Annotated in this window: 18 protein-coding genes; 2 read left to right on the forward strand and 16 right to left on the reverse strand. The window is 71.7% G+C overall.

Annotation, left to right across the window (positions count from 1 at the left end):
- Positions 1-38: 38 nt before the first annotated feature.
- From miaB to MVG78_RS02260, 4 genes are all read right to left on the reverse strand, one after another.
- Positions 39-1,487, reverse strand: a complete 1,449-nt coding sequence (gene miaB, locus MVG78_RS02245) for a tRNA (N6-isopentenyl adenosine(37)-C2)-methylthiotransferase MiaB (RefSeq protein ID WP_428480730.1) — start codon at positions 1,485-1,487, stop codon at positions 39-41.
- Between the two features lie 366 nt (positions 1,488-1,853).
- Complete coding sequence (locus MVG78_RS02250) at positions 1,854-2,783, reverse strand: lysophospholipid acyltransferase family protein (protein ID WP_247557837.1); 930 nt, start codon at positions 2,781-2,783, stop codon at positions 1,854-1,856.
- 205 nt (positions 2,784-2,988) lie between these two features.
- Positions 2,989-3,366 carry a RidA family protein gene (locus MVG78_RS02255; RefSeq protein ID WP_247557839.1) on the reverse strand — a complete coding sequence of 126 codons (378 nt, stop codon included), beginning with the start codon at positions 3,364-3,366 and terminating at the stop codon, positions 2,989-2,991.
- Positions 3,363-4,238, reverse strand: a complete 876-nt coding sequence (locus tag MVG78_RS02260; RefSeq protein WP_247557841.1) for an alpha/beta hydrolase — start codon at positions 4,236-4,238, stop codon at positions 3,363-3,365. Before MVG78_RS02260 ends, MVG78_RS02255 begins: the two co-directional genes overlap by 4 nt.
- A 95-nt stretch (positions 4,239-4,333) precedes the next feature.
- On the opposite strand from MVG78_RS02260, the gene MVG78_RS21900 reads away from it, so the two are divergent.
- Both MVG78_RS21900 and MVG78_RS02270 read left to right on the forward strand, forming a co-directional pair.
- A complete protein-coding gene (locus MVG78_RS21900; RefSeq protein WP_428480731.1) occupies positions 4,334-5,401 on the forward strand; it encodes a tryptophan 2,3-dioxygenase in 1,068 nt (355 codons plus the stop codon).
- A 3-nt stretch (positions 5,402-5,404) separates the two neighbouring features.
- A complete protein-coding gene (locus MVG78_RS02270) occupies positions 5,405-6,637 on the forward strand; it encodes a cupin domain-containing protein (protein ID WP_247557843.1) in 1,233 nt (410 codons plus the stop codon).
- 372 nt (positions 6,638-7,009) lie between these two features.
- On the opposite strand, the gene MVG78_RS02275 is transcribed toward MVG78_RS02270, so the two are convergent.
- The 12 genes from MVG78_RS02275 to MVG78_RS02330 are packed head-to-tail and all read right to left on the reverse strand — an operon-like array spanning position 7,010 to position 18,874.
- The gene (locus tag MVG78_RS02275) at positions 7,010-7,360 is read right to left on the reverse strand and encodes a cytochrome C oxidase subunit IV family protein (RefSeq protein WP_247557845.1); all 351 of its coding nucleotides are present in this window, start codon (positions 7,358-7,360) and stop codon (positions 7,010-7,012) included.
- Positions 7,357-7,995 (reverse strand): cytochrome c oxidase subunit 3, encoded by a 639-nt coding sequence (locus MVG78_RS02280; protein WP_247557847.1) that lies wholly within the window; start codon positions 7,993-7,995, stop codon positions 7,357-7,359. Before MVG78_RS02280 ends, MVG78_RS02275 begins: the two co-directional genes overlap by 4 nt.
- 23 nt (positions 7,996-8,018) lie before the next feature.
- Positions 8,019-9,707, reverse strand: coding sequence for a cytochrome c oxidase subunit I (locus MVG78_RS02285; RefSeq protein WP_247557849.1), 1,689 nt, complete (start codon positions 9,705-9,707; stop codon positions 8,019-8,021).
- Positions 9,704-10,648, reverse strand: a complete 945-nt coding sequence (gene coxB / locus MVG78_RS02290; RefSeq protein ID WP_247557851.1) for a cytochrome c oxidase subunit II — start codon at positions 10,646-10,648, stop codon at positions 9,704-9,706. The genes MVG78_RS02285 and coxB overlap by 4 nt, the downstream gene beginning before the upstream one ends.
- Entirely contained in the window at positions 10,645-11,484 is an 840-nt protein-coding gene (locus tag MVG78_RS02295; RefSeq protein ID WP_247557853.1) for a thioredoxin domain-containing protein, read from the reverse strand. The genes coxB and MVG78_RS02295 overlap by 4 nt, the downstream gene beginning before the upstream one ends.
- On the reverse strand, positions 11,481-11,897 hold the full coding sequence (locus MVG78_RS02300; RefSeq protein WP_247557854.1) for a hypothetical protein: 417 nt from the start codon (positions 11,895-11,897) through the stop codon (positions 11,481-11,483). Before MVG78_RS02300 ends, MVG78_RS02295 begins: the two co-directional genes overlap by 4 nt.
- Positions 11,890-12,966, reverse strand: coding sequence for a hypothetical protein (locus MVG78_RS02305; protein ID WP_247557856.1), 1,077 nt, complete (start codon positions 12,964-12,966; stop codon positions 11,890-11,892). Before MVG78_RS02305 ends, MVG78_RS02300 begins: the two co-directional genes overlap by 8 nt.
- Entirely contained in the window at positions 12,963-13,493 is a 531-nt protein-coding gene (locus tag MVG78_RS02310) for a c-type cytochrome (RefSeq protein WP_247557858.1), read from the reverse strand. The genes MVG78_RS02305 and MVG78_RS02310 overlap by 4 nt, the downstream gene beginning before the upstream one ends.
- Positions 13,490-14,014 (reverse strand): DUF3341 domain-containing protein, encoded by a 525-nt coding sequence (locus MVG78_RS02315; protein WP_247557859.1) that lies wholly within the window; start codon positions 14,012-14,014, stop codon positions 13,490-13,492. The genes MVG78_RS02310 and MVG78_RS02315 overlap by 4 nt, the downstream gene beginning before the upstream one ends.
- Positions 14,011-15,360: an NrfD/PsrC family molybdoenzyme membrane anchor subunit gene (nrfD, locus tag MVG78_RS02320; RefSeq protein ID WP_247557861.1), complete on the reverse strand. Its 1,350-nt coding sequence runs from the start codon at positions 15,358-15,360 to the stop codon at positions 14,011-14,013. Before nrfD ends, MVG78_RS02315 begins: the two co-directional genes overlap by 4 nt.
- The gene (locus MVG78_RS02325; RefSeq protein WP_247557863.1) at positions 15,357-18,239 is read right to left on the reverse strand and encodes a 4Fe-4S dicluster domain-containing protein; all 2,883 of its coding nucleotides are present in this window, start codon (positions 18,237-18,239) and stop codon (positions 15,357-15,359) included. Before MVG78_RS02325 ends, nrfD begins: the two co-directional genes overlap by 4 nt.
- Positions 18,218-18,874: a cytochrome c3 family protein gene (locus tag MVG78_RS02330; RefSeq protein ID WP_247557864.1), complete on the reverse strand. Its 657-nt coding sequence runs from the start codon at positions 18,872-18,874 to the stop codon at positions 18,218-18,220. The genes MVG78_RS02325 and MVG78_RS02330 overlap by 22 nt, the downstream gene beginning before the upstream one ends.
- Positions 18,875-19,237 lie beyond the last annotated feature (363 nt).

Here is a 19,237-nt window from a genome sequence, read left to right on the forward strand (position 1 = left end):
GGCCTGGGGGTCCGCCCGGAGGGCGATGGCGGGGCTGGTCAAGCGGTGGCGTGCTCCGATGCCGGGTGAAAGGAATCCAGAAGGGTGGCTGACAGTGAATTGGGGTGCGCGGTGTCCAAGCGCACCCTCGCCATCCCGCCGATCAGCCCTGCGGGGGCGGAAAAGTGAACCGGCTGCAGCCAGGGGGAGCGGGCGGCGAGCTGGCCGGGATGGCGGCCGGGGCCGGTGACCAGCACCTCCACCTCCCGCCCCACGCAGCCGGCGTTGAAATCCTGCTGCTGCTCGCGCAGCAGGGCCTGGAGGGCCTGGAGCCTCGCATCCTTCTCCGCCTCGGGCACCTGGCCGGCCATGTTGGCCGCCGGGGTGCCGGGGCGGGCCGAGTACTTGAAGGAATAGGCGAGCGCGAAGCCGGTCTCGCGCACCAGCGCCATGGTGTCGGCGAAATCCTTCCCGCTCTCCCCCGGATGGCCCACGATGAAATCGGAGGACAGGGCGATGTCCGGCCGCGCCCGGCGCAGCTTCTCCACGATGCCGCGGAACAGGGCGGCGTCATGGCCCCGGTTCATGGCGCGCAGGATGCGGTCCGAGCCCGACTGCACCGGCAGGTGCAGGAAGGGCATCAGCGCCGGCACCTCCCCATGGGCGGCGATCAGGTCATCGTCCATGTCGCGCGGATGGCTGGTGGCGTAGCGCAGGCGGGCGAGGCCGGGGATCTCCGCCAGTTCGCGGATCAGCCGGCCCAGCGTCCATGTCCGCCCGTCCGGCCCCTCCCCGTGATAGGCGTTCACGTTCTGCCCGAGCAGCGCGATCTCGCGCGATCCCTGGGCCACGAGGCGCCGCGCCTCGGCCAGGATGGCGCCGGCGGGGCGGGAGAACTCGGCGCCGCGGGTATAGGGCACGACGCAGAAGGAGCAGAACTTGTCGCAGCCCTCCTGCACCGTCAGGAAGGCGATGGGCCCCTGGGGCGTGGCGGCCTCGGGCAGGTGGTCGAACTTGTCCTCGGCCGGGAAGTCGGTCTCGATCACCTGGCCGGCGGCGCGGCTGGCGCGGGCCACCATCTCCGGCAGGCGGTGATAGGTCTGCGGCCCCAGCACGATGTCCACCCAGGGGGCGCGGGCGGTGATCTCGGCGCCCTCGGCCTGGGCGACGCAGCCGGCGACGGCGATGATCGTCTCCTTGCCCGCGGCCGCGCGCTCGCGCTTGGTGTCGCGCAGGCGGCCGAGGTCGGAGAAGACCTTCTCCGAGGCCCGCTCGCGGATATGGCAGGTGTTGAGGACGACCATGTCGGCCTCCTCCACCACCTCGGTCGGGGCATAGCCGAGCGGCGCCAGGACATCCGCCATGCGGGCGCTGTCATAGACGTTCATCTGGCAGCCCCAGGTGCGGATCAGCAGCTTCTTGCGGGGGCCGCCACGGGAAGCAGCGGGAGCCTGCCCTGCCTGCGTCGGGGCGGGTTCGGTTCCGGACATCGCCATCGCCTCAGTCATGCGCACAAACCATCCTTCCGCCCGGCGGTGGAAAGGCCGGGTCGCGGCGGGGATGTGCGGCCCCTGGGTGCAGGGGTCAAGCGACTCCGGAAGAGGGATGCCGTGTCATGCAGCGCAGCGTCATGGATGCTGCGGTGCCCGGTCAAGGGTCCCGAAGGCCCGTCACGGGGCGCACGGAGGGGCGGCGGGAGGGGCCGGAAGCGCCGTGCGGCATGCCGGAGCCCATGAATTCAGGATGTTCCGGCCGGTGGTGCGGGCCTGGAAGCGGTGCCGGGGGTGCCCGGACGGCGGGGATGGTCTCCAAAATGTCACTTCGCTTCCCGGTCCCGGGGGCCTCGCCCGGCGGGGCCGGGGGCCGGGGCACCTTCAGGCTCCGGCCGGCCTGTCCGGCGCGGGCGGCACGGGCGGCCGGTTCTGCCGCAGCGCGGCCGCCCCCTCCGCCACCATCCGTTCCGCCAGGGCGGAAAGCTGCTTGCGGCTCGGGACACCGGAGGGGTGGACGGGCGGATGCAGCAGCACCGTGGCGCGGGCCCCGGGCAGGCGGGCCAGCCTCCAGGCATGGTCGGCGATGCCCATGTCGCCGTACCAGGCGAAGAGGGGGCGGTCGATGCGCGTCAGCGGCATGTAGCCCAGGCGGTCATAGACCACCGAGACCGGCTGCACCCATTCGGCGGCATCGGCGATGCCGAGGAAGGAGGAGCGGAAGGGCAGCACCCGGTTGCCGTCGTTGCTGGTGCCTTCGGGGAAGAGCAGCAGGTTCTCGCCCTGGGCCAGATGCTCCCGCATCGCGGCCGCCTCCTCGCCCGTCCGGGCACGGGTGCGGCTGACGAAGATGGTGCGTCCCAGCCTGGCCACGGTGCTGATCACCGGCCAGCGCCCGACCTCCGCCTTGGCGACGAAGCAGGCCTCCAGCGTGCCGCCGAGCACCAGGATGTCCAGCCAGGAACTGTGGTTGGACAGATAGAGCGCGCGCGGGCCCGCCGGTGCCGCACCCAGCACCCGCACCTCCAGCCCGAAAAGCCGGCAGGCGTTGCGCCAGAAGAAGCGGGCGAAGCGGATCTTGCCCCGCCCCGGCAGGGCCAGCAGCACCGCCTGCACCGGCATGCAGCAGAGCAGCAGGAGCAGCACACAGGACAGGCGCCGCACCGCGCGCAGGCGCCCGCCCAGCGGCCGGGGCCCCATGACATCGGAAAAGGCCCGGCCCGGCAGGGCGGGACGGTAATGCGGCGGCTGCCTGCGCCCGCCCGGCCCGGCCGGGGATGGGGCATCATCCCCGGGTACCGTCCCCTGGGGCATCACGCCGGATGCTGCCGAGGCGGGAACGGGGGCGGGCTTTGCGCCCACGGATGTTCCGGCGGGTGACCGGCCGGCGACCGGAGCAGCGGGTGTGGCGGCCTCCATGCCCATCCGCCTAGCGCGTGCGGGGCCGCGCCGCAATCATGCCGCCGTGACACGCCACGCTCCGGGCAGGACATGCCGTGGCGGGATGGAACGGGCATCGTCAGCCCGGCAGGGCGGCGATCGCCTGGATCTCGAAGCGCATGCCGGGCGCGACCAGCCCGGCCACCACGACGCTGGCCCGGTTGGGATAGGGCGGCTGGAAGAATTCGCGGTAGACCTCGTCCACCGGGGCCATGTCGGCCCCGTCCAGCAGGAAGATGGTGGCCTGCACCACCCCGTCCAGGCTGCCCCCCGCCCGTTCCAGTGTGCGCCGCAGGTTCTCCAGGGTGAGCCGGGCCTGCTCCCGGATTCCCGCCTGGAGGATCGTGCCATCCGGCTGCACGGGGCCATGGGTGGTGAAGAGCAGACCGCCGCTGCGGATCGCCCAGGCGAAGGGTTGCCGGGGCGCCGGCAGGCCCGCGTCGATCTCCTGTCTCATCCCCTCTCCTCCATGCCCAGCAGCTTCGCGATTTCCCGGCCCAGCGGCGAGGCCGGGTCGCCGGCCTCGTCCAGCAGGCTGAAATGCGTGTGGCGCGGCAGCAGCAGCGGCGTGACCGGGCAACCGGCCTCGCGCCAGTTCCAGGCCAGGAGGCGGCTCTGCTCCTGGAAGGCGACGGATTCACGCTCGCCCACCGCGACCAGCAGGGGCAGCGGGAGGGCGGGGTCCTGCCGGGCGGGGCTGAGCGCCGCCGCCTCCGCCTCGTCCATGCCCACGGCCTCGTTGACATAGCTGCGCCGGACCGGCTCCAGCTCGAAGACGCCGGACAGCAGCGCCAGGCCGCGCAGGGGCACCGCCGTGCCGATCTGGGTCATGGCGGCCAGGTGCGCGCCGGCCGAATGCCCCGCCACCACCACCCGCCCCGGATCGAAGCCCAGGGCGCCGGCCTGGGACAGCAGCCAGGACAGGCCGCGCCGTGCCTGCTCCACGATGGCGGGCAGCGTGACCTCCGGTGCCAGGGCATAGTCCATCACGGCCACATCGACGCCCGCCTCCACCCAGCCGGGGGCGAGGAAGCCGGATTCCTCCTTCGAGACGTGCTGCCAGAAGCCGCCATGCAGATAGACCAGCAGCGCGCCGGATGGCTCGGCGGCGCGGAAATAGTCGATCCTCTCGCGCGGATGCGGGCCATAGGCGAGGCCGGGGCGCAGGCGCCCGGCATGGCGGGCCTTGGCCAGGGCGGTGCGCCGCGCCCAGTCCCCGATCACCGCCGGCAGGGATTCCACGAAAAGGCTGGGGCTGTAGTCGCGGTCCAGCTCCTCCCGGCCGCGGCCGGAGGAGAGGAAGGGCGAACGGGTCCGGCAGGGGGTCATCGGCTCCGGTGCGTCGGATGGAACGGTGCTATCCTGGCCGCTGACGCGGCCGGCCGCAAACCGGCGCCCTTCTCCAGACCCGGAGCCCCGCCCTGATGAGCGCCCCGACAGATCCTCCGGCAGGCACCGGTGCCGGGCCCCTGCCCAGCCGCGTCACCGATGGCATCCACACCGATTTCGCGCGCAGCATGGGCTATGGGGAGTATCTGCGGCTCGACCTCCTGCTCTCGGCGCAGCAGCCGCTGAGCACGCATCACGACGAGATGCTGTTCATCACCATCCATCATGTGCAGGAAATCTGGCTGAAGCTGATCACCCACGAGGTCCATCTGGCGCTGGATTCCATCCGCCGCGACGCGCTGGACCCGGCCTTCAAGGCGCTGGCGCGGGTCTCGCGCATCCAGACGCAGATGATCGGGGCCTGGGACGTGCTCTCCACCATGACGCCGGCGGACTATCTCAGCTTCCGCGGCGTGCTGGGGAAGTCCTCGGGCTTCCAGTCCTTCCAGTACCGGATGCTGGAATTCCTGCTGGGCGCCAAGGATGCGAGGATGATGCTGCCGCACCGGCACGACGCGGCGGCGCATGCGGCGCTGGACGCGGCGCTGCGGGCGCCGAGCCTCTATGACGAGGCCATCCGCCTGCTGGCCCGCCGCGGCTTCGATCTGCCCACGGAACTGCTGGAGCGCGACCTGACGCAGCCGCACCGCCATAGCCCGGCGCTGCAGGCGGCCTGGCTGCGGGTCTACCGCGAGGCGGAGACGCATTTCGACCTCTATCAGCTCGCGGAGGAGCTGGTGGATGTGGAGGATTCCTTCCAGCAATGGCGCTTCCGCCACATAATGGCGCTTCCGCCACATGAAGACGGTGGAGCGCATCATCGGCTTCCGCCCGGGCACCGGCGGTTCCGCCGGCGTCGCCTTCCTGCGCACGGCGCTGGAGCGTTCCTTCTTTCCGGAACTCTGGCAGGTCCGCACCGAGATCTGAGCGGGGTGACGGGGCTGCGTCGTCGCGAGAGGTTGAAGCATGCCGCCCCGATCCCCGCCGCTGACACATGGACGCAGTCGGCCACCAGTTCCATAAGTCAGCGGCAAGTCATCGGGTCAAGTCTTGAAACTCGAATACTTGTGATCGATATGAACGATTGGTCACGCGGAGTATAGAATATGGATTCATTTTCCCGCCGGAATGTCCTCGCCGGGACCGCCGCCGCTGCCACCCTGGTGCCCGTGGCGGCAAGCGCACAGCAAGCCCCGCAGACCCCGCAGCCCAGCCGTGCCGCCGGGACCGGGGGCACCGACCCCGGCCCGCGCGACCTGCCGCGCACGCGGCAGAACCCGGACATGCTGAACCCGCCCTCCACCGATCACGGGACGCTGCCCAACCTGCGCTTCTCCTACGCCGATGCGCATGTGCGGCAGGAAAGCGGCGGCTGGACGCGGCAGATCACGGTGCGCGAGCTCGGCGTGTCGCATGACATCGCCGGGGTGAACATGCGCCTCAATGCCGGCGGCGTGCGGGAGCTGCACTGGCACAAGGAAGCCGAGTGGGCCTACATGCTCTATGGCACGGCCCGCATCACCGCGATCGACACGCAGGGGCGGCAGTTCGTGGACGATGTGGGCGTCGGCGACCTCTGGTACTTCCCCGGCGGCATCCCGCATTCGATCCAGGGCCTGGGCGATGACGGCTGCGAGTTCCTCCTCGTCTTCGACGACGGGAATTTCGACGAGGACAGCACCTTCCTGATCAGCGACTGGTTCCGCCGCGTGCCGACGGAGGTGCTGGGCAAGAATTTCGGCGTGCCCGCCAATCTCTTCGGCCATACGCCGAGCCCGGACGAGCTCTATATCTTCAAGGCGGACAAGCCTGGGCCGCTGGCGCAGGACCGCTTCGCCGGGGTGACGCAGGTGCCTCCGGCCGAGGCGTTCAGCCACCGCATGCTGGCGCAGGACCCGATCCGCACGAAGAGCGGCACGGTGCGGATCACGGATTCCTCCGTCTTCAAAGCCTCGAAGACCATCGCCGCCGCGCTGGTGGAGGTCGAGCCCGGCGGGCTGCGCGAGCTGCACTGGCACCCGAACACCAATGAATGGCAGTACTACATCGAAGGGCAGGCGCGCATGGGCGTCTTCGCCGCCAACGGGCAGGCGCGCACGTTCGACTACACCGCGGGCGATGTCGGCTACGTGCCCTTCGCCACGGGGCATTACGTCGAGAACACCGGCAACACCACGCTGCGCTTCCTGGAGATGTTCCGCAGCGACTACTATGCCGACCTGTCGCTGAACCAGTGGATGGCGCTGACGCCGCAGCAGTTGCTGCAGTCGCACCTGCGCCTGGACCAGCAGGTGATCAACGCACTGCGCCGGGACAAGGCGCCGATCGTGCCGGCCTGACGTTGCACCGTCCCCGGGGGACAAGGCTCCGCCTTTTCCCCGGCCCCCTTATCCGCCAGGACGCCCAAGGGTCCCATGGGGCGCCCTGGACCCCATTCGCTGACGCCTGCTGCGGGCCGGATCGCGCCGGAGAGCGATGCTCTCCGGCGACTGCGGGCGCCACGAACACGGACAGGGTGTTTGCTTTTTTCGGGAGCCCCACCGATCCATCAGCTCCCGGGATCAGGTGCTGGACTGACAGCCACCACAGGCGCCAACGAAAGCCCGGGGTCCGGGGACCGGCTTCGGTCCCCCATCCTGGTCATGGGCGGAGAGGGTGTGGGAGAGGCGGCGCCTCTCCCACGGCGGGTGGCCACGGAGAGCGGCGCCGGATCAGCCCATCGACGGCACCAGAGTGCCCGGCTGTGTCAGGGGCGCGCGCGTCAGCAGATCGGCGAAGGTGAGCAGGAAGAGGAAGGCGATCCACAGCAGCGCCGCGCAGGCGGCGATGCGGACCAGCGGCACCGCGTCGCGCAGCTTCATGAAGAAGAGGCCGATCAGGATCGTCTTCACGCCCGAGATGCCGAAGGCCACCGCCGCGCTCCAGCGCCCGAGCGGCACATAGGCGAGGCCGAGCGTGGCGGCGAGGAGCAGCATCAGCGCCAGCCAGATCGGCAGGGTCGCGCGCAGGATGTCGCGTGTGCTGCGCGGGCCGGCCTCGGCCAGGCCCTGCCGCGCGTTCACGAGCGGCCTCCGAGGTAGAAGAGCGGGTAGAGGAAGACCCAGACGACATCGACCAGATGCCAGTAGAGCGCCGCCACCTCATAGGCCGGGCTGCGCAGCGCCCGCTGGCGCCTCCAGGCCTGCCAGCTCAGCCACCCGACCACGACGAGCCCTGCCGTCATGTGCAGGGCGTGCAGCGCGGTCATGCCCCAGTAGAAGCCGAAGAAGATCTGCGAGGCCGGATCGGGCAGCGGAAAGCCCGGCCCGGGCACGAGGTTCTCCGCGATGTCCTTGTGGTACTCGAAGCCCTTCACCACCAGGAAGGCGAGGCCCAGCATCAGGGTCAGGACGAAGCCGCGCAGGGCCGTGCGCCGCAGCTCCGCCTGGGCGGCCTCGGCGGCGATGGCCATGGTCAGGCTGCTGGTCAGCAGGATGGCGGTGTTGAGCGTGCCCAGCACCACATCCGTCTCATGCCCGGCGGCGGCGAAAGCCTGCGGATGCAGGACCCGGTTCGCCACCACGGCCATGATCAGCCCGCCGAAGAGCATCGTCTCGCTGCCCAGGAAGATCCAGATGCCGAGGCTGGAACCCAGGCGCTGCCGGTGGAAGCTCTCCCAGGGCTCCCGGACCGGATCGGGCCCTGGGGCAGTTTCCACCGGCAGAGGAAGCTCCGACGCGCTCATCGGGGGCCACCCTGGTTCCGGTGCGGCTCCGCCACCCGCCGGTCCGGCCCGGAACCATCCTCGTGATAGAGGTAGGGGCCGTTTTCCACCACCGGCGGGCTGCGGAAGTTGTCGCGCGGCGGCGGCGAGGAGGTCTGCCATTCCAGCCCGGTGGCGTCCCAGGGATCGTCCCCGGCACGCTGCCCGCGCAGCAGCGACCAGGCGAGATAGCCCATGGGCAGCAGATAGGCCCCCGCCAGCAGCACCGCGCCGCAGGAGGACATGACGTGATAGACCTGGAACTCCGGCGGATAGGCGCCGTAGCGCCGCGGCATGCCGAGATAGCCCATGATGAACTGCGGGAAGAAGGTGAAGCCGAAGCCGAAGAACATCAGGATGGCGGCGAAGCGCGCCCAGCCATCCGGGTAGAGGCGGCCGGTGATCTTCGGCCACCAGAAATGCAGCCCGCCATAGAAGGCCGTGACCGCGCCGCCCACCATGATGAAGTGGAAATGCGCCACGACGAAATAGGTGTCGGTCACATGCACGTCGATCGGGATGGAGGCCAGGAAGAGCCCGGTCAGCCCGCCGATGGTGAAGAGCCCGATGAAGCCGATGGCATAGAGCATCGGCGCCTCGAAGACGACCTCGCCGCGGTAGAGGGTGAAGGTCCAGTTGAAGACCTTGATGGCCGAGGGGACGGCGATGACGAAGGAGAGGAAGGAGAAGACCAGCGAGGCGTAGAGCGACTGCCCCGAGACGAACATGTGGTGGCCCCAGACCAGGAAGCCGATCACCGCGATCCAGAGGATCGCATAGACCATGAAGGTATAGCCGAAGATCTGCCGCCGGGCGAAGCAGGTGACGATCTCGCTGATCACGCCGAAGGAAGGCAGGATCATGATGTACACGGCCGGGTGGCTGTAGAACCAGAAGAGGTGCTGGAACAGCAGTGGATCGCCGCCCCGCGCCGGGTCGAAGACGGGCAGGCCGAAGGCGCGTTCGGCGAAGATCAGCAGCAGCACGGCGGTCAGCACCGGCGTCGCCAGCACCATCACCAGGCTGGTGCCGTAGAGCGCCCAGACCAGCAGCGGCAGGCGGAACCAGTGCATCCCCGGCGCGCGCAGCATGTGCACCGTGGCGATGAAGTTCAGCCCCGTCATGATGGAGGAGAAGCCCACGGCGATCACCGCGAAGACGGCGGCGAGCACGTAGGAGTTGGAGAACATCGTCGAATAGGGCGTGTAGAAGGTCCAGCCCGTATCCACCCCGCCGGCGATCAGGGCATAGACCAGGAAGGCCCCGGCACCGACGAAGAGGTACCAGGAGGACAGGTTCAGGCGCGGGAAGGCGACGTCCTTCGCCCCGATCATCAGCGGCAGCAGGAAGTTGCCCAGCGTGTTGGGGATGGAGGGCACCAGGAAGAACCAGACCATCACCGTGCCGTGCAGGGTGAACATCCGGTTGTAGGTATCCGCCGACATCAGGTCCTGCTGCGGCGTGAAGAGTTCCAGCCGGATCGCCACCGCCCCCGCCCCGCCGATGAAGAAGAAGGCGGTCAGAGCCGCCGCGTAGAGCAGGGCGATGCGCTTGTGGTCGGTGGTCAGCAGCCAGGAGGCGATGCCCCGCTCCGCGGTCAGGTAGCTTTCCCCCTCCATGGAACCGGCGGGGGGCGCCATGGCGGCGTCGGCGGCGATGTCGCTCATGGTGACTTCTCCTCCCGCAGGGAGCGGATATAGGCGACGAGGCGCTGCAGCTCGTCCTCCCCCACCAGCCCGGCGAAGGAGGGCATCAGCGGCTGGAACCCGGCCACGACCTGCTTTGCCGGCTGCAGGATGGAATCGCGCAGATAGGCCTCGTCGGCGGTGACGAAATGCCCGTCCGAGAGTGGCACCTGGCGGCCGTAAAGCCCCTCCAGCCGTGGCGCGCGGACGGTGGCGCTGCCGGCATGGCAACCGGAGCAGCCGAGCGCGGTGAAGAGCACCCTGCCCTCCCCGGCCAGGTCGTCGGCCTCCGGCTGCGCCGCCAGCCATTTCGCGAAGTCGCCCGGTTCCAGCACCGTGACCGTGCCGCCCATGCGGGCATGCAGCGTGCCGCAGTACTCGGCGCAGAACAGCTCGTAGGTGCCGGGCTTGGTGGGGGTGAAGCGCAGCTCGGTCAGGCGGCCGGGAAGCACGTCCTGCTTCACGCGGAAGGCCGGGACGAAGAAGGAATGGATCACGTCCTGCGCGGTCATGATCAGCCGCACCGGCTGGCCCAGGGGCAGGTGCAGCGCGTCGATCTCCTGCGCTCCGTTGGCGTGGCGCGTCTTCCACATCCATTGCTTGGCCTGGACATGGATCTCCACCGCGTCACCCTCTTCCGCGCGGCCGAAGGAGAGCATGGTGGCGCCACCCCAGGCGAAGAGCACGAGGGCCAGCAGCGCCGTGGCCACGGTCCAGCCGACCTCGACCTCCCGCTGCAGGATCTCCGGCAGCGGCCCGCGCGGGGCCTTCGAGCCGCGGCGGTAGCGGATGGCGAAGCCGAGCAGCAGGCCGGCCACCAGCAGCAGGATGGCCCCCGAGAGCACCAGCATGATCACCACGATCAGGTCGGTGCGCTGCGCGACGTCCGAGGCGGCATCGGGCCAGAGGCGGAAGCCGCTCATGGCCGTGTCCCACGCTGGGCTTGGCCACCCCGGGCTTGGCCACCCTGGGCCCGGCGGCGCGAGAGCAGGGGGAGGAACAGCCCCAGTCCGGCCAGGGTCAGCAGCGTGCCTACGGTCAGCGCCCGCTTCACCAGGCCGTTGTAGATCCCGTGCGCCGGATCGAGCCCGTAGCAGAGCAGGTGGAGACGGTCCCCCAGCGTGCCGATCCGGCCATCGGAGGCCTCCACCAGCGCCAGCCGCAGCACCGCCGGATCGGGCGCCAGCCCGTCCAGCAGGCGCGACACCCGCCCGTCGCCCGTCAGCACCAGGATGCCGGTGGGATGGGCATAGCGGCCGGCCTCCTCGTCGAACTGCGCCCGGTAGCCGAGGGCGGACTGCGCCCGGGCCAGCGCGGCGGCCGGGCCGGTCAGGACATGCGTGGCGGCCAGCAGCGCGGGCGGCAGTCCGTCCAGATGCGCCGCCTTCATCGCGCGCGCCTCGGCTGGCCCGTCCCGGGTCCCCAGGGCGATGGCCAGCGACACGACATCCCGCCCCGGCCGCAGCCCGGTTTCCGCCAGGGCATGGGCGGCGATGCCGAGAGCCGGGCCGCAAAGCGTGACGCAGGTGTAGTCGGCCAGCACCAGCACCGCCGGCAGGCCGTGCTGGAGGGCGGCGGGCGTGACGGCGCGCCCGTCCTCGTCCCACAGCGGCAGGCCGGGCGGCAGGCGCGCGCCCGGCGGGGGCGCCAGCTCCACCTCGGCCAGTTGCGCCTCGGTCAGGACCGCCCGGGCCGGCCCGGGAAGAGCGAGCAGCAGAGCGGCGGACAGGAGCCCCGGACGGAGCGGGAAACGCCTCATGGCCCCGCCTCCCCTCGGCGGGCCGCCTCGGGCCGCACCGGCAGCGGCACGCCCGGCTCCGGCGCCTCCAGCGGCGCATAGGCGTCCATGCCACGCCCGGCCTGGATCTCCATGGCCCGCCGCACGGGGATGCGGACCAGGCCCTGCGCCCGGTCCACCCAGCCATAGCCTTCCAGCCCCTCGCGCTGCTCCGCCAGGAAGCGGGCGAGGTCGCCGCGCGGGTCGGCCTGGAGTTCCGGTGCCGGGAAGGGCTGCGGCGCGGGCGGCTGGTTGCCGCGGATGCCGAAGCGGTCATAGACCCAGAACAGCCCGCCCAGGCTCAGCAGCAGGAAGAGCAGCGTCCCGAGCCCCACCAGCAGCACCGCGCGGGGGTGGAGGTCCAGCGGCTCGCGCGTGCGGATCTCCTCAGCCATGGCGCAGCCTTTCCCGCGCCGGCGCATCGGATCGGCGGCGCAGCCGGGACGCCAGCACGCCCTGGACCAGCCCGGTCCAGGCCCCTCCCACGGCGAGGAGGCCGAGCGCCCCGCTCAGCAGGCTCCAGGCGCCGAAGCCCGGTCCGGCCAGCCAGAGCAGATGCAGCCAGAGTCCCGCCAGCACCCCCAGCCCGATGCGGGCCAGGGCCCTGGGGCTCCGCCGCCAGGAGCGCAGCATCGGCCCGCAGAGCGGCAGCAGGCCGGACAGCAGCAGCGCCGCCGCCAGCACCCAGGGCCAGGGAGCTGCCCGCTGCAGCAGGAACCAGGAAGCCTTGTCCGGCAGGTCGCCATACCAGGCGGTGAGGTACTGGGTGTCGGTGAGGTAGAGCGTGCCAAGCGCGGCGGCCACCAGCATCCCGGCGAGATCCCCGGCCCCTCCCTCCCCGTCGCCCCCGGCCCCGGGCCGGAGGCAGGCCGCCCAGGCGAGGGCCGCCAGGATCTGCATCACCATCAGCCCCAGGGCGAAGGCGGTGGAGTGGTAGCGCGGGTCGATGGACAGCAGCCAGTCCACCGACAGGGCGGTCAGCATCGCCACATGCAGCAGCAGCGCCACCGCCCCCAGCGCCGTGCGCGCCGCGCCGCGCAGCAGCACCAGCAGCGGCGCCAGGGCGGACCAGAGCAGCAGCGAGACCCCGCCCCGCAGCAGGGCGCCGGGCGGGTTCAGGTAGAGCGCCGCCACATCCGTGCGCATGGCGCGCGACGGGTCCGCCACCCAGGGATAGAGCGCGGGCATGGCGAAGGCCAGCGGCAGGGCGAGCAGCAGGAAGAGCGGCAGCGCCGCCGCGGCGGGCACCAGCGCCCCGTCCAGCGCCTCCCCCCAGGCGCCGCCGGTGAGGGCATGCACCGCCAGCAGCACGAAGGCGCCCAGGGAGATGCCCAGCCAGAAGAGCAGCCCGGCCAGCCAGCCCACCGCCGCCAGGCCGGGCGAGAGCAGCAGGCCCCAGCCGAGCAGCAGCAGCGCCGCGAGCAGGCCCGCCAGGACCGTCACCAGGATCGGGCGGGCGCTCACGGCCCCGCCTCCCGGATCGCCCCGGCGGCTTCCGGCGCCTCGGCCAGGGTGGCGTGGTGCGAGACCTGCAAGGTGCGGAGCCAGGCCACGATGGCCCAGCGGTCCTCGGGCGGCACACGGGCGGCATAGGAATACATCACGCCATAGCCCTCGGTGATGACGTCGAAGAGGTAGCGGGCGGGCACCGCGCGCAGGCGGCGGGTGTGGAAGGATGGCGGCGGCGGGAAGCCGCGCTGCACGATCATGCCGTTGCCCTCGCCGGACAGGCCGTGGCAGGGCGTGCAGAAGATGCCGTACCGCTCCTGCCCGCGCGCCAGCAGCGCGGGGGTGACGGGCGGTGGGGTGAGGGCGGCGGCGTCGCGCGCCAGATCGCCCCGCGCCACCGCGCCGGCCGGGATGGGGCGCGCGGTGGTGCCGTCCTTCCAGACCCCGGTCCGCTCATAGGTGTCCATGCGGCGCTGCTGCGCCATCTCCTGCTTGCAGCCCCCCAACAGGAGAAGCGGCAGGAGGAGGGCCAGCGGCCTCATGCCGCCACCACCCGCACGGACACCGGCCCGAGCCCGTCCAGCAACGCCGCGAGGCGTGCCTCGTCGGCCCCCGGATCGGCGACGGAGAGGAAGAAGCGGTCCTGGCTGGCGCGCTCGAAATCCTTCGCGGCGAAAAGCGGGTGGTGCAGGCGCGGCAGGCCGCTGGCGAAGAAGAACCCGGCCACGCCGGCCAGCACGGCGGCCAGGATGCCGCCCTCGAAGCTCAGCACCAGATAGACCTGCCAGGCATGGCGCGGCCGCCCGCCGACCGGCAGCGGATAGCCGTGCACCGAGGCGTACCAGCACATCAGATAGGCCAGCGCCGCCCCCGCCAGCCCGGCGGCGAGCATCAGCACCCGCAGCCGGGAGTGCGGCAGGCCGAGCGCCTCGGGCAGGCCCTCCACGGGGAAGGGCGTGTGCGCGTCGATCGGGTGCAGCCCGGCCTCCCGCGCCCGCCGGGCGGCGGCCAGCAGCGTGTCCGGGTCGCGGAACTCGGCGAGGAGCAGCGGCGGCGGGCTCATCCCTCCCGCCTCCGCCGGTGCAGCAGCCTGCCCATGTCGTGCATCGCCACCACCGGCAACAGGCGCGACACGGTCAGCATCAGCAGCGCGAAGAATCCCAGCGTGCCCGCCAGCAGCGCCCAGTCCCAGAGCGTCGGGTGGAAGACGCTTTCCGTCGCCGGCAGATGCGTGTGGGACAGGGTGTTCCAGATGATCAGGATGCGTTCCAGCCACATGCCGATGTTCAGCACCACCGCCACCAGCACCACGCACCAGATCCGCCGCCGCAGCGCGCCGATCCAGAAGAGCTGCGGCACCAGCACGTTGCAGGCGAGCATGGCGAGGTAGAGAGGCGTGTAGGTGCCGTGGAACAGGAAGTGCAGATGCGCCCGTTCCGCCGTGTCGCCGCCATACCAGTCGTTGAACCATTCGGTGGCATAGGACAGGCCCATGGCGAGCGCCCCGGCCAGCACCACCCGCGCCATCACCTCGAAATGCCGCGGCGTGATCACAGCCTGCAATCCCAGGCCCCGGCGCATCGCGGCGGCGAGCACGATCACCATGCCGAAGCCGGAGAAGAGCGCGCCCACCACGAAATAGGGCGGGAAGATCGACTCCTCCCAGCCCGGCATCAGGCTCGCCGCGAAATCCAGTGCCGCGACGCTGTGCACGGAGACCACCAGCGGCAGGGCGATCATCGCCATGGCGCGGTACACCGTGTCGTGCAGGTGCCAGTGCCGCGCGGAGCCGCGCCAGCCCAGCGCCAGCACGCCATAGATCCGCTGTCCCGCCCGCGTCTGCGCCCGGTCGCGCAGCGTGGCGAGGTCCGGGATCAGGCCCAGGAAGAAGAACAGCACCGAGAAGGCCAGATAGGCGACGATGGCGGCGGCGTCCCAGACCAGGGCGCTGTCCCATTGCGGCCAGAGGCCCATCGAGTTCGGATAGGGCAGCACCCAATAGGCGCGGTAGGGCCGGCCCAGATGCAGGATGGGGAACAGCCCGGCGATGGAGACGGCGAAGATCGTCATCACCTCGGCGAAGCGGTTGATAGCCGCGCGCCAGGGCTGCCGCGTCAGCAGCAGCGCCGCCGAGATGAAGGTCCCCGCATTGCCGATGCCGATCCACCACACGTAGTTGGCGATGGGGAAGCCCCAGACCACCGAGGTGTTGTTGCCGAAGATGCCGATGCCCTGGGCGAAGAGCCAGGTGATGACGGCGGCCATCATCAGCGTCACCAGCAGGGCGGCCAGGAAGGCGATGCGGTATCGTCCGCCCGCCTTCTCCCGCAGCAGCGGATCGGCGACGGTGCCGACCAGGGAGCCGTAGCTGGCCTCGCGCGGCAGCAGCCCGTCGGTGGCGCCGCTCATGCCCCGTCCTCCAGCCCCGGATGGGCGTTGCGGACGGCGCCGAGATAGGTGGTGCGCGGCCGCGTCCCCAGCTCACCCAGCAGGGCGTAGTGCTGCGGCTCCCGCCGCAGCGCCGCCACGGCGGAGCCTGCCGCCGTCAGGTCGCCGAAGCTGATGGCCTGGGCCGGGCAGGCATTCTGGCAGGCGGTGCGCACCTCGTCGGCGTGGAGCGGCCGGTCCTCCTTCTCCGCGGCGCGGCGGGCGGCGCTGATGCGCTGGGTGCAGTAGGTGCATTTCTCCATCACCCCGCGCGCCCGCACCGTCACCTCCGGATTGTGCTGCGCCGCCACCACCGGGTCGCCGAGGTTCTTGTATTCCTGGCCGTCGTTGTAGCCGAAGAAGTTGAAGCGCCGGACCTTGTAGGGGCAGTTGCCCTGGCAGAAGCGCGTGCCGATGCAGCGGTTGTAGACCTGCACGTTCAGCCCCTCGCTGTCATGCACGGAGGCGGCGACGGGGCAGACCGGCTCGCAGGGCGCCTGCTCGCAATGCATGCAGGGCACGGGCTGGAAGCCGGGGCGCGGGTCCGCCTCCGCCTCGCTCTGCCAGTAGGTGTCCACGCGCAGCCAGGCCATGTGGCGGCCCCGCGCCACCTCCTCCGGCCCGACCACGGGCACGCTGTTCTCCGCCTGGCAGGCGATGACGCAGGCGTTGCAGCCGATGCAGAGCGTCGTGTCGATCACCATGGCCCATTGCGGGTGGCTGGCCGGCACACTCTCCGCACGCGCCCCCGTGGGCCGGTTGCCGGGCAGCAGGCTGGGTGGCGTGGCCTGCGGCGGCGCCTCCCGCCCGGCCAGTTCCCCCAGGCCGAAGGCGCGGAACAGGCTGTGCCGGTCGCCTTCCAGCCCATGCGCGTCCAGCGGGCGCAGGACCTCGCCACGATGGCCGGTCTTCGCCAGGGCGAGGCCCGCCCCGCCCCAGGGCGCCGCGCTGTCCCGCAGCGCATAGGCATTCGCGCCCAGCCCGTCGCCGATCGAGCCCGCCCGCTGCCGTCCGTGGCCGAGGCTCAGCGCCGCCACGCCCGGCGCCATGCCGGGCAGCGGCAGGGCCGGTGCCTCCAGATGCCGCCCGCGCCAGTCCAGCGCCACCATGTCGCCCGCCTCCAGGCCGCGCCGCCGGGCTTCCTCCGGCGCCAGCAGCAGCGCATTGCCCCAGACCTGCCGGGTCAGCGGCTTCGGGCATTCCTGCAGCCAGGCATTGTTGGCGAAGCGTCCGTCCCAGCAGGCGGGGTCGGGTCGCAGCGCGAGGACCAGCCCGGCCTCCAGCGGCATGGCGCGCAGTTCCGGCAGGCGTGGCTCCGGCGGCATCACCGGGGCGGGCGCGCTGTCCGGCACCACCCCGTCATGCAGGGCCTGCCGCCACCAGGTCTCGAATTCCGCCTCGGGCACCACCCCCTGCCAGGTGGCGCGGAGTTCCGCCTGTGGGTCGCTGCCGAGCCGCCCGAGCAGCGCCGCCAGGGCCTGGACAGGCGAGACCGTGTCGTGGAGCGGCTTGATCAGCGGCTGCGCGAGGTTGACCGTGCCATCCGTGGCCCGGGCATCGCCCCAGTCCTCCAGCGGATGTGTCATCGGCACATGCCACCGGCAGGCGGCGGCGGTCTCGTCGAAAGAGCCGCCCAGATGCAGGGTGAAGGCACCGCTCTTCCCCAGCGCCTCCGCGAAGCCGAGATCGGCGGGGGCGTCATAGGCGGGGTTGCGGTCCAGGATCAGCAGCGTCTCCGCCGATCCGTCGCGCAGCGCCTCCGCCAGCGCGGCGAGATCCTCCGGCGCCTGCGCCCCCAGGGGTTCGCGGTACTCGACCGGGGCGCCGAGCCGGTGGTTGGCCCAGTGCACCAGCGCCTGCACCTCCGGCGGCTGCCAGGGGCCGGCCAGGACCAGCCCTTCCCCGGGCCGCGCCCGCAGATCCGCCAGCGCGGCCTCCAGCCAGCGCGCCATGGCGGGGTCCAGGGCCGGAGCCTCCAATGGGGCCCCCAGCCCGGCGGCCAGGGCGATGGCGAGGTCCCGCAGCCCGGCGGGCGGCAGGGCGAGGCGGTGATCCGCCTTGGCGCCCGTCAGGCTGGGCACGGATTCCGCGACATAGAGGCGCGAGAAGTCCTCGCCCCGCCCGCCCCGTGCCTGCCGGTGCCGGGCGAAGCCGCGCGCATGGCGCGGCTGGTCCGGCCCGGGGCCGAGCGGATCGGCATCCAGCGCCAGGATGGTGGTGGCCCGGTCCAGGCGCGGCAGGGCATCGAGCGGCCGCCCGAAGGCCAGTGCGGCGCCCGCGCGCGCGTTCTCCTCCCCCGCCGGTTCATGCGCGTGCCAGCGCAGGCCCGGGAAGCGGGCGCGCAATTCGCCGATCAGCCGCAGCAGGGTGGGCGAGGTGAGGTGCCCCGTCAGCAGGTGCAGCCCGGCGCCGCCCCGCGCCTCCGCCTTGCGGAGCTGCGGCAGCAGGGCGGAAAAGAGCGCCTCGCGCGGCGCGATCCGGATGCCCTGACGCACGGCGCGGGAACGGTCCGGATCGTAGAGCGACAGGATCGCCGCCTCGGTGAAGGCATCGGTGCCGCCGAGGCTGCCGGGATGCGCGGCATTGCCTTCCAGCTTCACCGGGCGGCCCTCGAAGCAGGTGGCGATCACGCCGCGCGCGTAGCCGTTCAGCGTCAGCGCCGTGGCATAGCGCATCGGCACGCCGGGGACGACGTTCTCCGGCTGCTCCACATAGGGGACGATCTCCTCCGCCGGCTCGCCACAGGCGGTGAGGCCCAGCGCCGTGCCCAGCAGCGCGAGCCCGGCCCGGCGCCGGCTCATCACCGGCCCGCCCTCGCGGGCCTCGGCGGAAATGCCGTTCAGCGGTGGCAGCGGGAGCATTCCGTCAGCCCCTCCGTCTGGATCATGTAATGGCGGATCAGCGCCTCCCCCTGCCGCCGCCGGTCGGCGGGCGGCGTCCAGTCCATACGGGTGATGGCATCCTCCGGCCGCAGGTTCGGCGCCGGGTCGCGGTGGCAGTCCAGGCACCAGCCCATGGTCAGCGGCGCCACCTGCCGGACTTGCGGCATCCGGTCGATCTCGCCATGGCAGGTGGCGCAGCCGACGCCGTTGCGCACATGCACGCTGTGGTCGAAGAAGACGTAGTCCGGCAGGCGGTGGACGCGCTGCCAGGCGATCGGCACATGCTTCGCGAGACTTTCGCGCACCGGCGCCAGGATCGCGGCATCGGTCCAGATCTGCGAATGGCAGGTCATGCAGGTTTCCGTCGGCGGCATGCCGGCGAAGCGGGATTCCGCGACGGTGGTGTGGCAGTAGCGGCAGTCGAGGCCAAGGCTGCCGACATGATGCGCGTGGCTGAACTGCACGGGCTGTTCCACCACCAGATCCTGCCGCGTCACATGCGCGGTGAAGGGCAGCCAGAGCAGCAGGCCGAGCCCGCCCAGGATGGACAAAAGGACAGACAGGAGCCCGGCACGGGCCAGCGTATCGGCCTGCGGGGAGAAGATCTGCGGCATGGCGCCGCTCAGGCGCCGCCGGACGGGCCGGGGCCGGAAAGGCGCACCCGCGCGGATGGTTGCGGGCAACAGCCCTTCGTGAATCGCATCGTGACGTTCGGAGACCTGTTGTTGCGGCGAAAGCTGAACCAGCCCTCGCGGGATGAGAACGGCCCCGCCCGCCCCAGCCGATCAACAGGGCGAGATGACATCCGGGAAGATCGGCCGAACTCGCGCTGTGGTGATCCGCGCCCCCGGCCCGGCACCTCGCAGGCTGCTCCACCCGCCCTCCCCTGGCCCGCCGGGGTGATGCCGGGCTATGAGGAAGCCAGGCCCCGGACAGCCGGCCAGCGGCCCGGCCCCCGGGAACGGGCGGGAACGGCC

The sequence above is a fragment of the Roseomonas gilardii subsp. gilardii genome (genome assembly GCF_023078375.1).
GTDB lineage: Bacteria > Pseudomonadota > Alphaproteobacteria > Acetobacterales > Acetobacteraceae > Roseomonas > Roseomonas gilardii.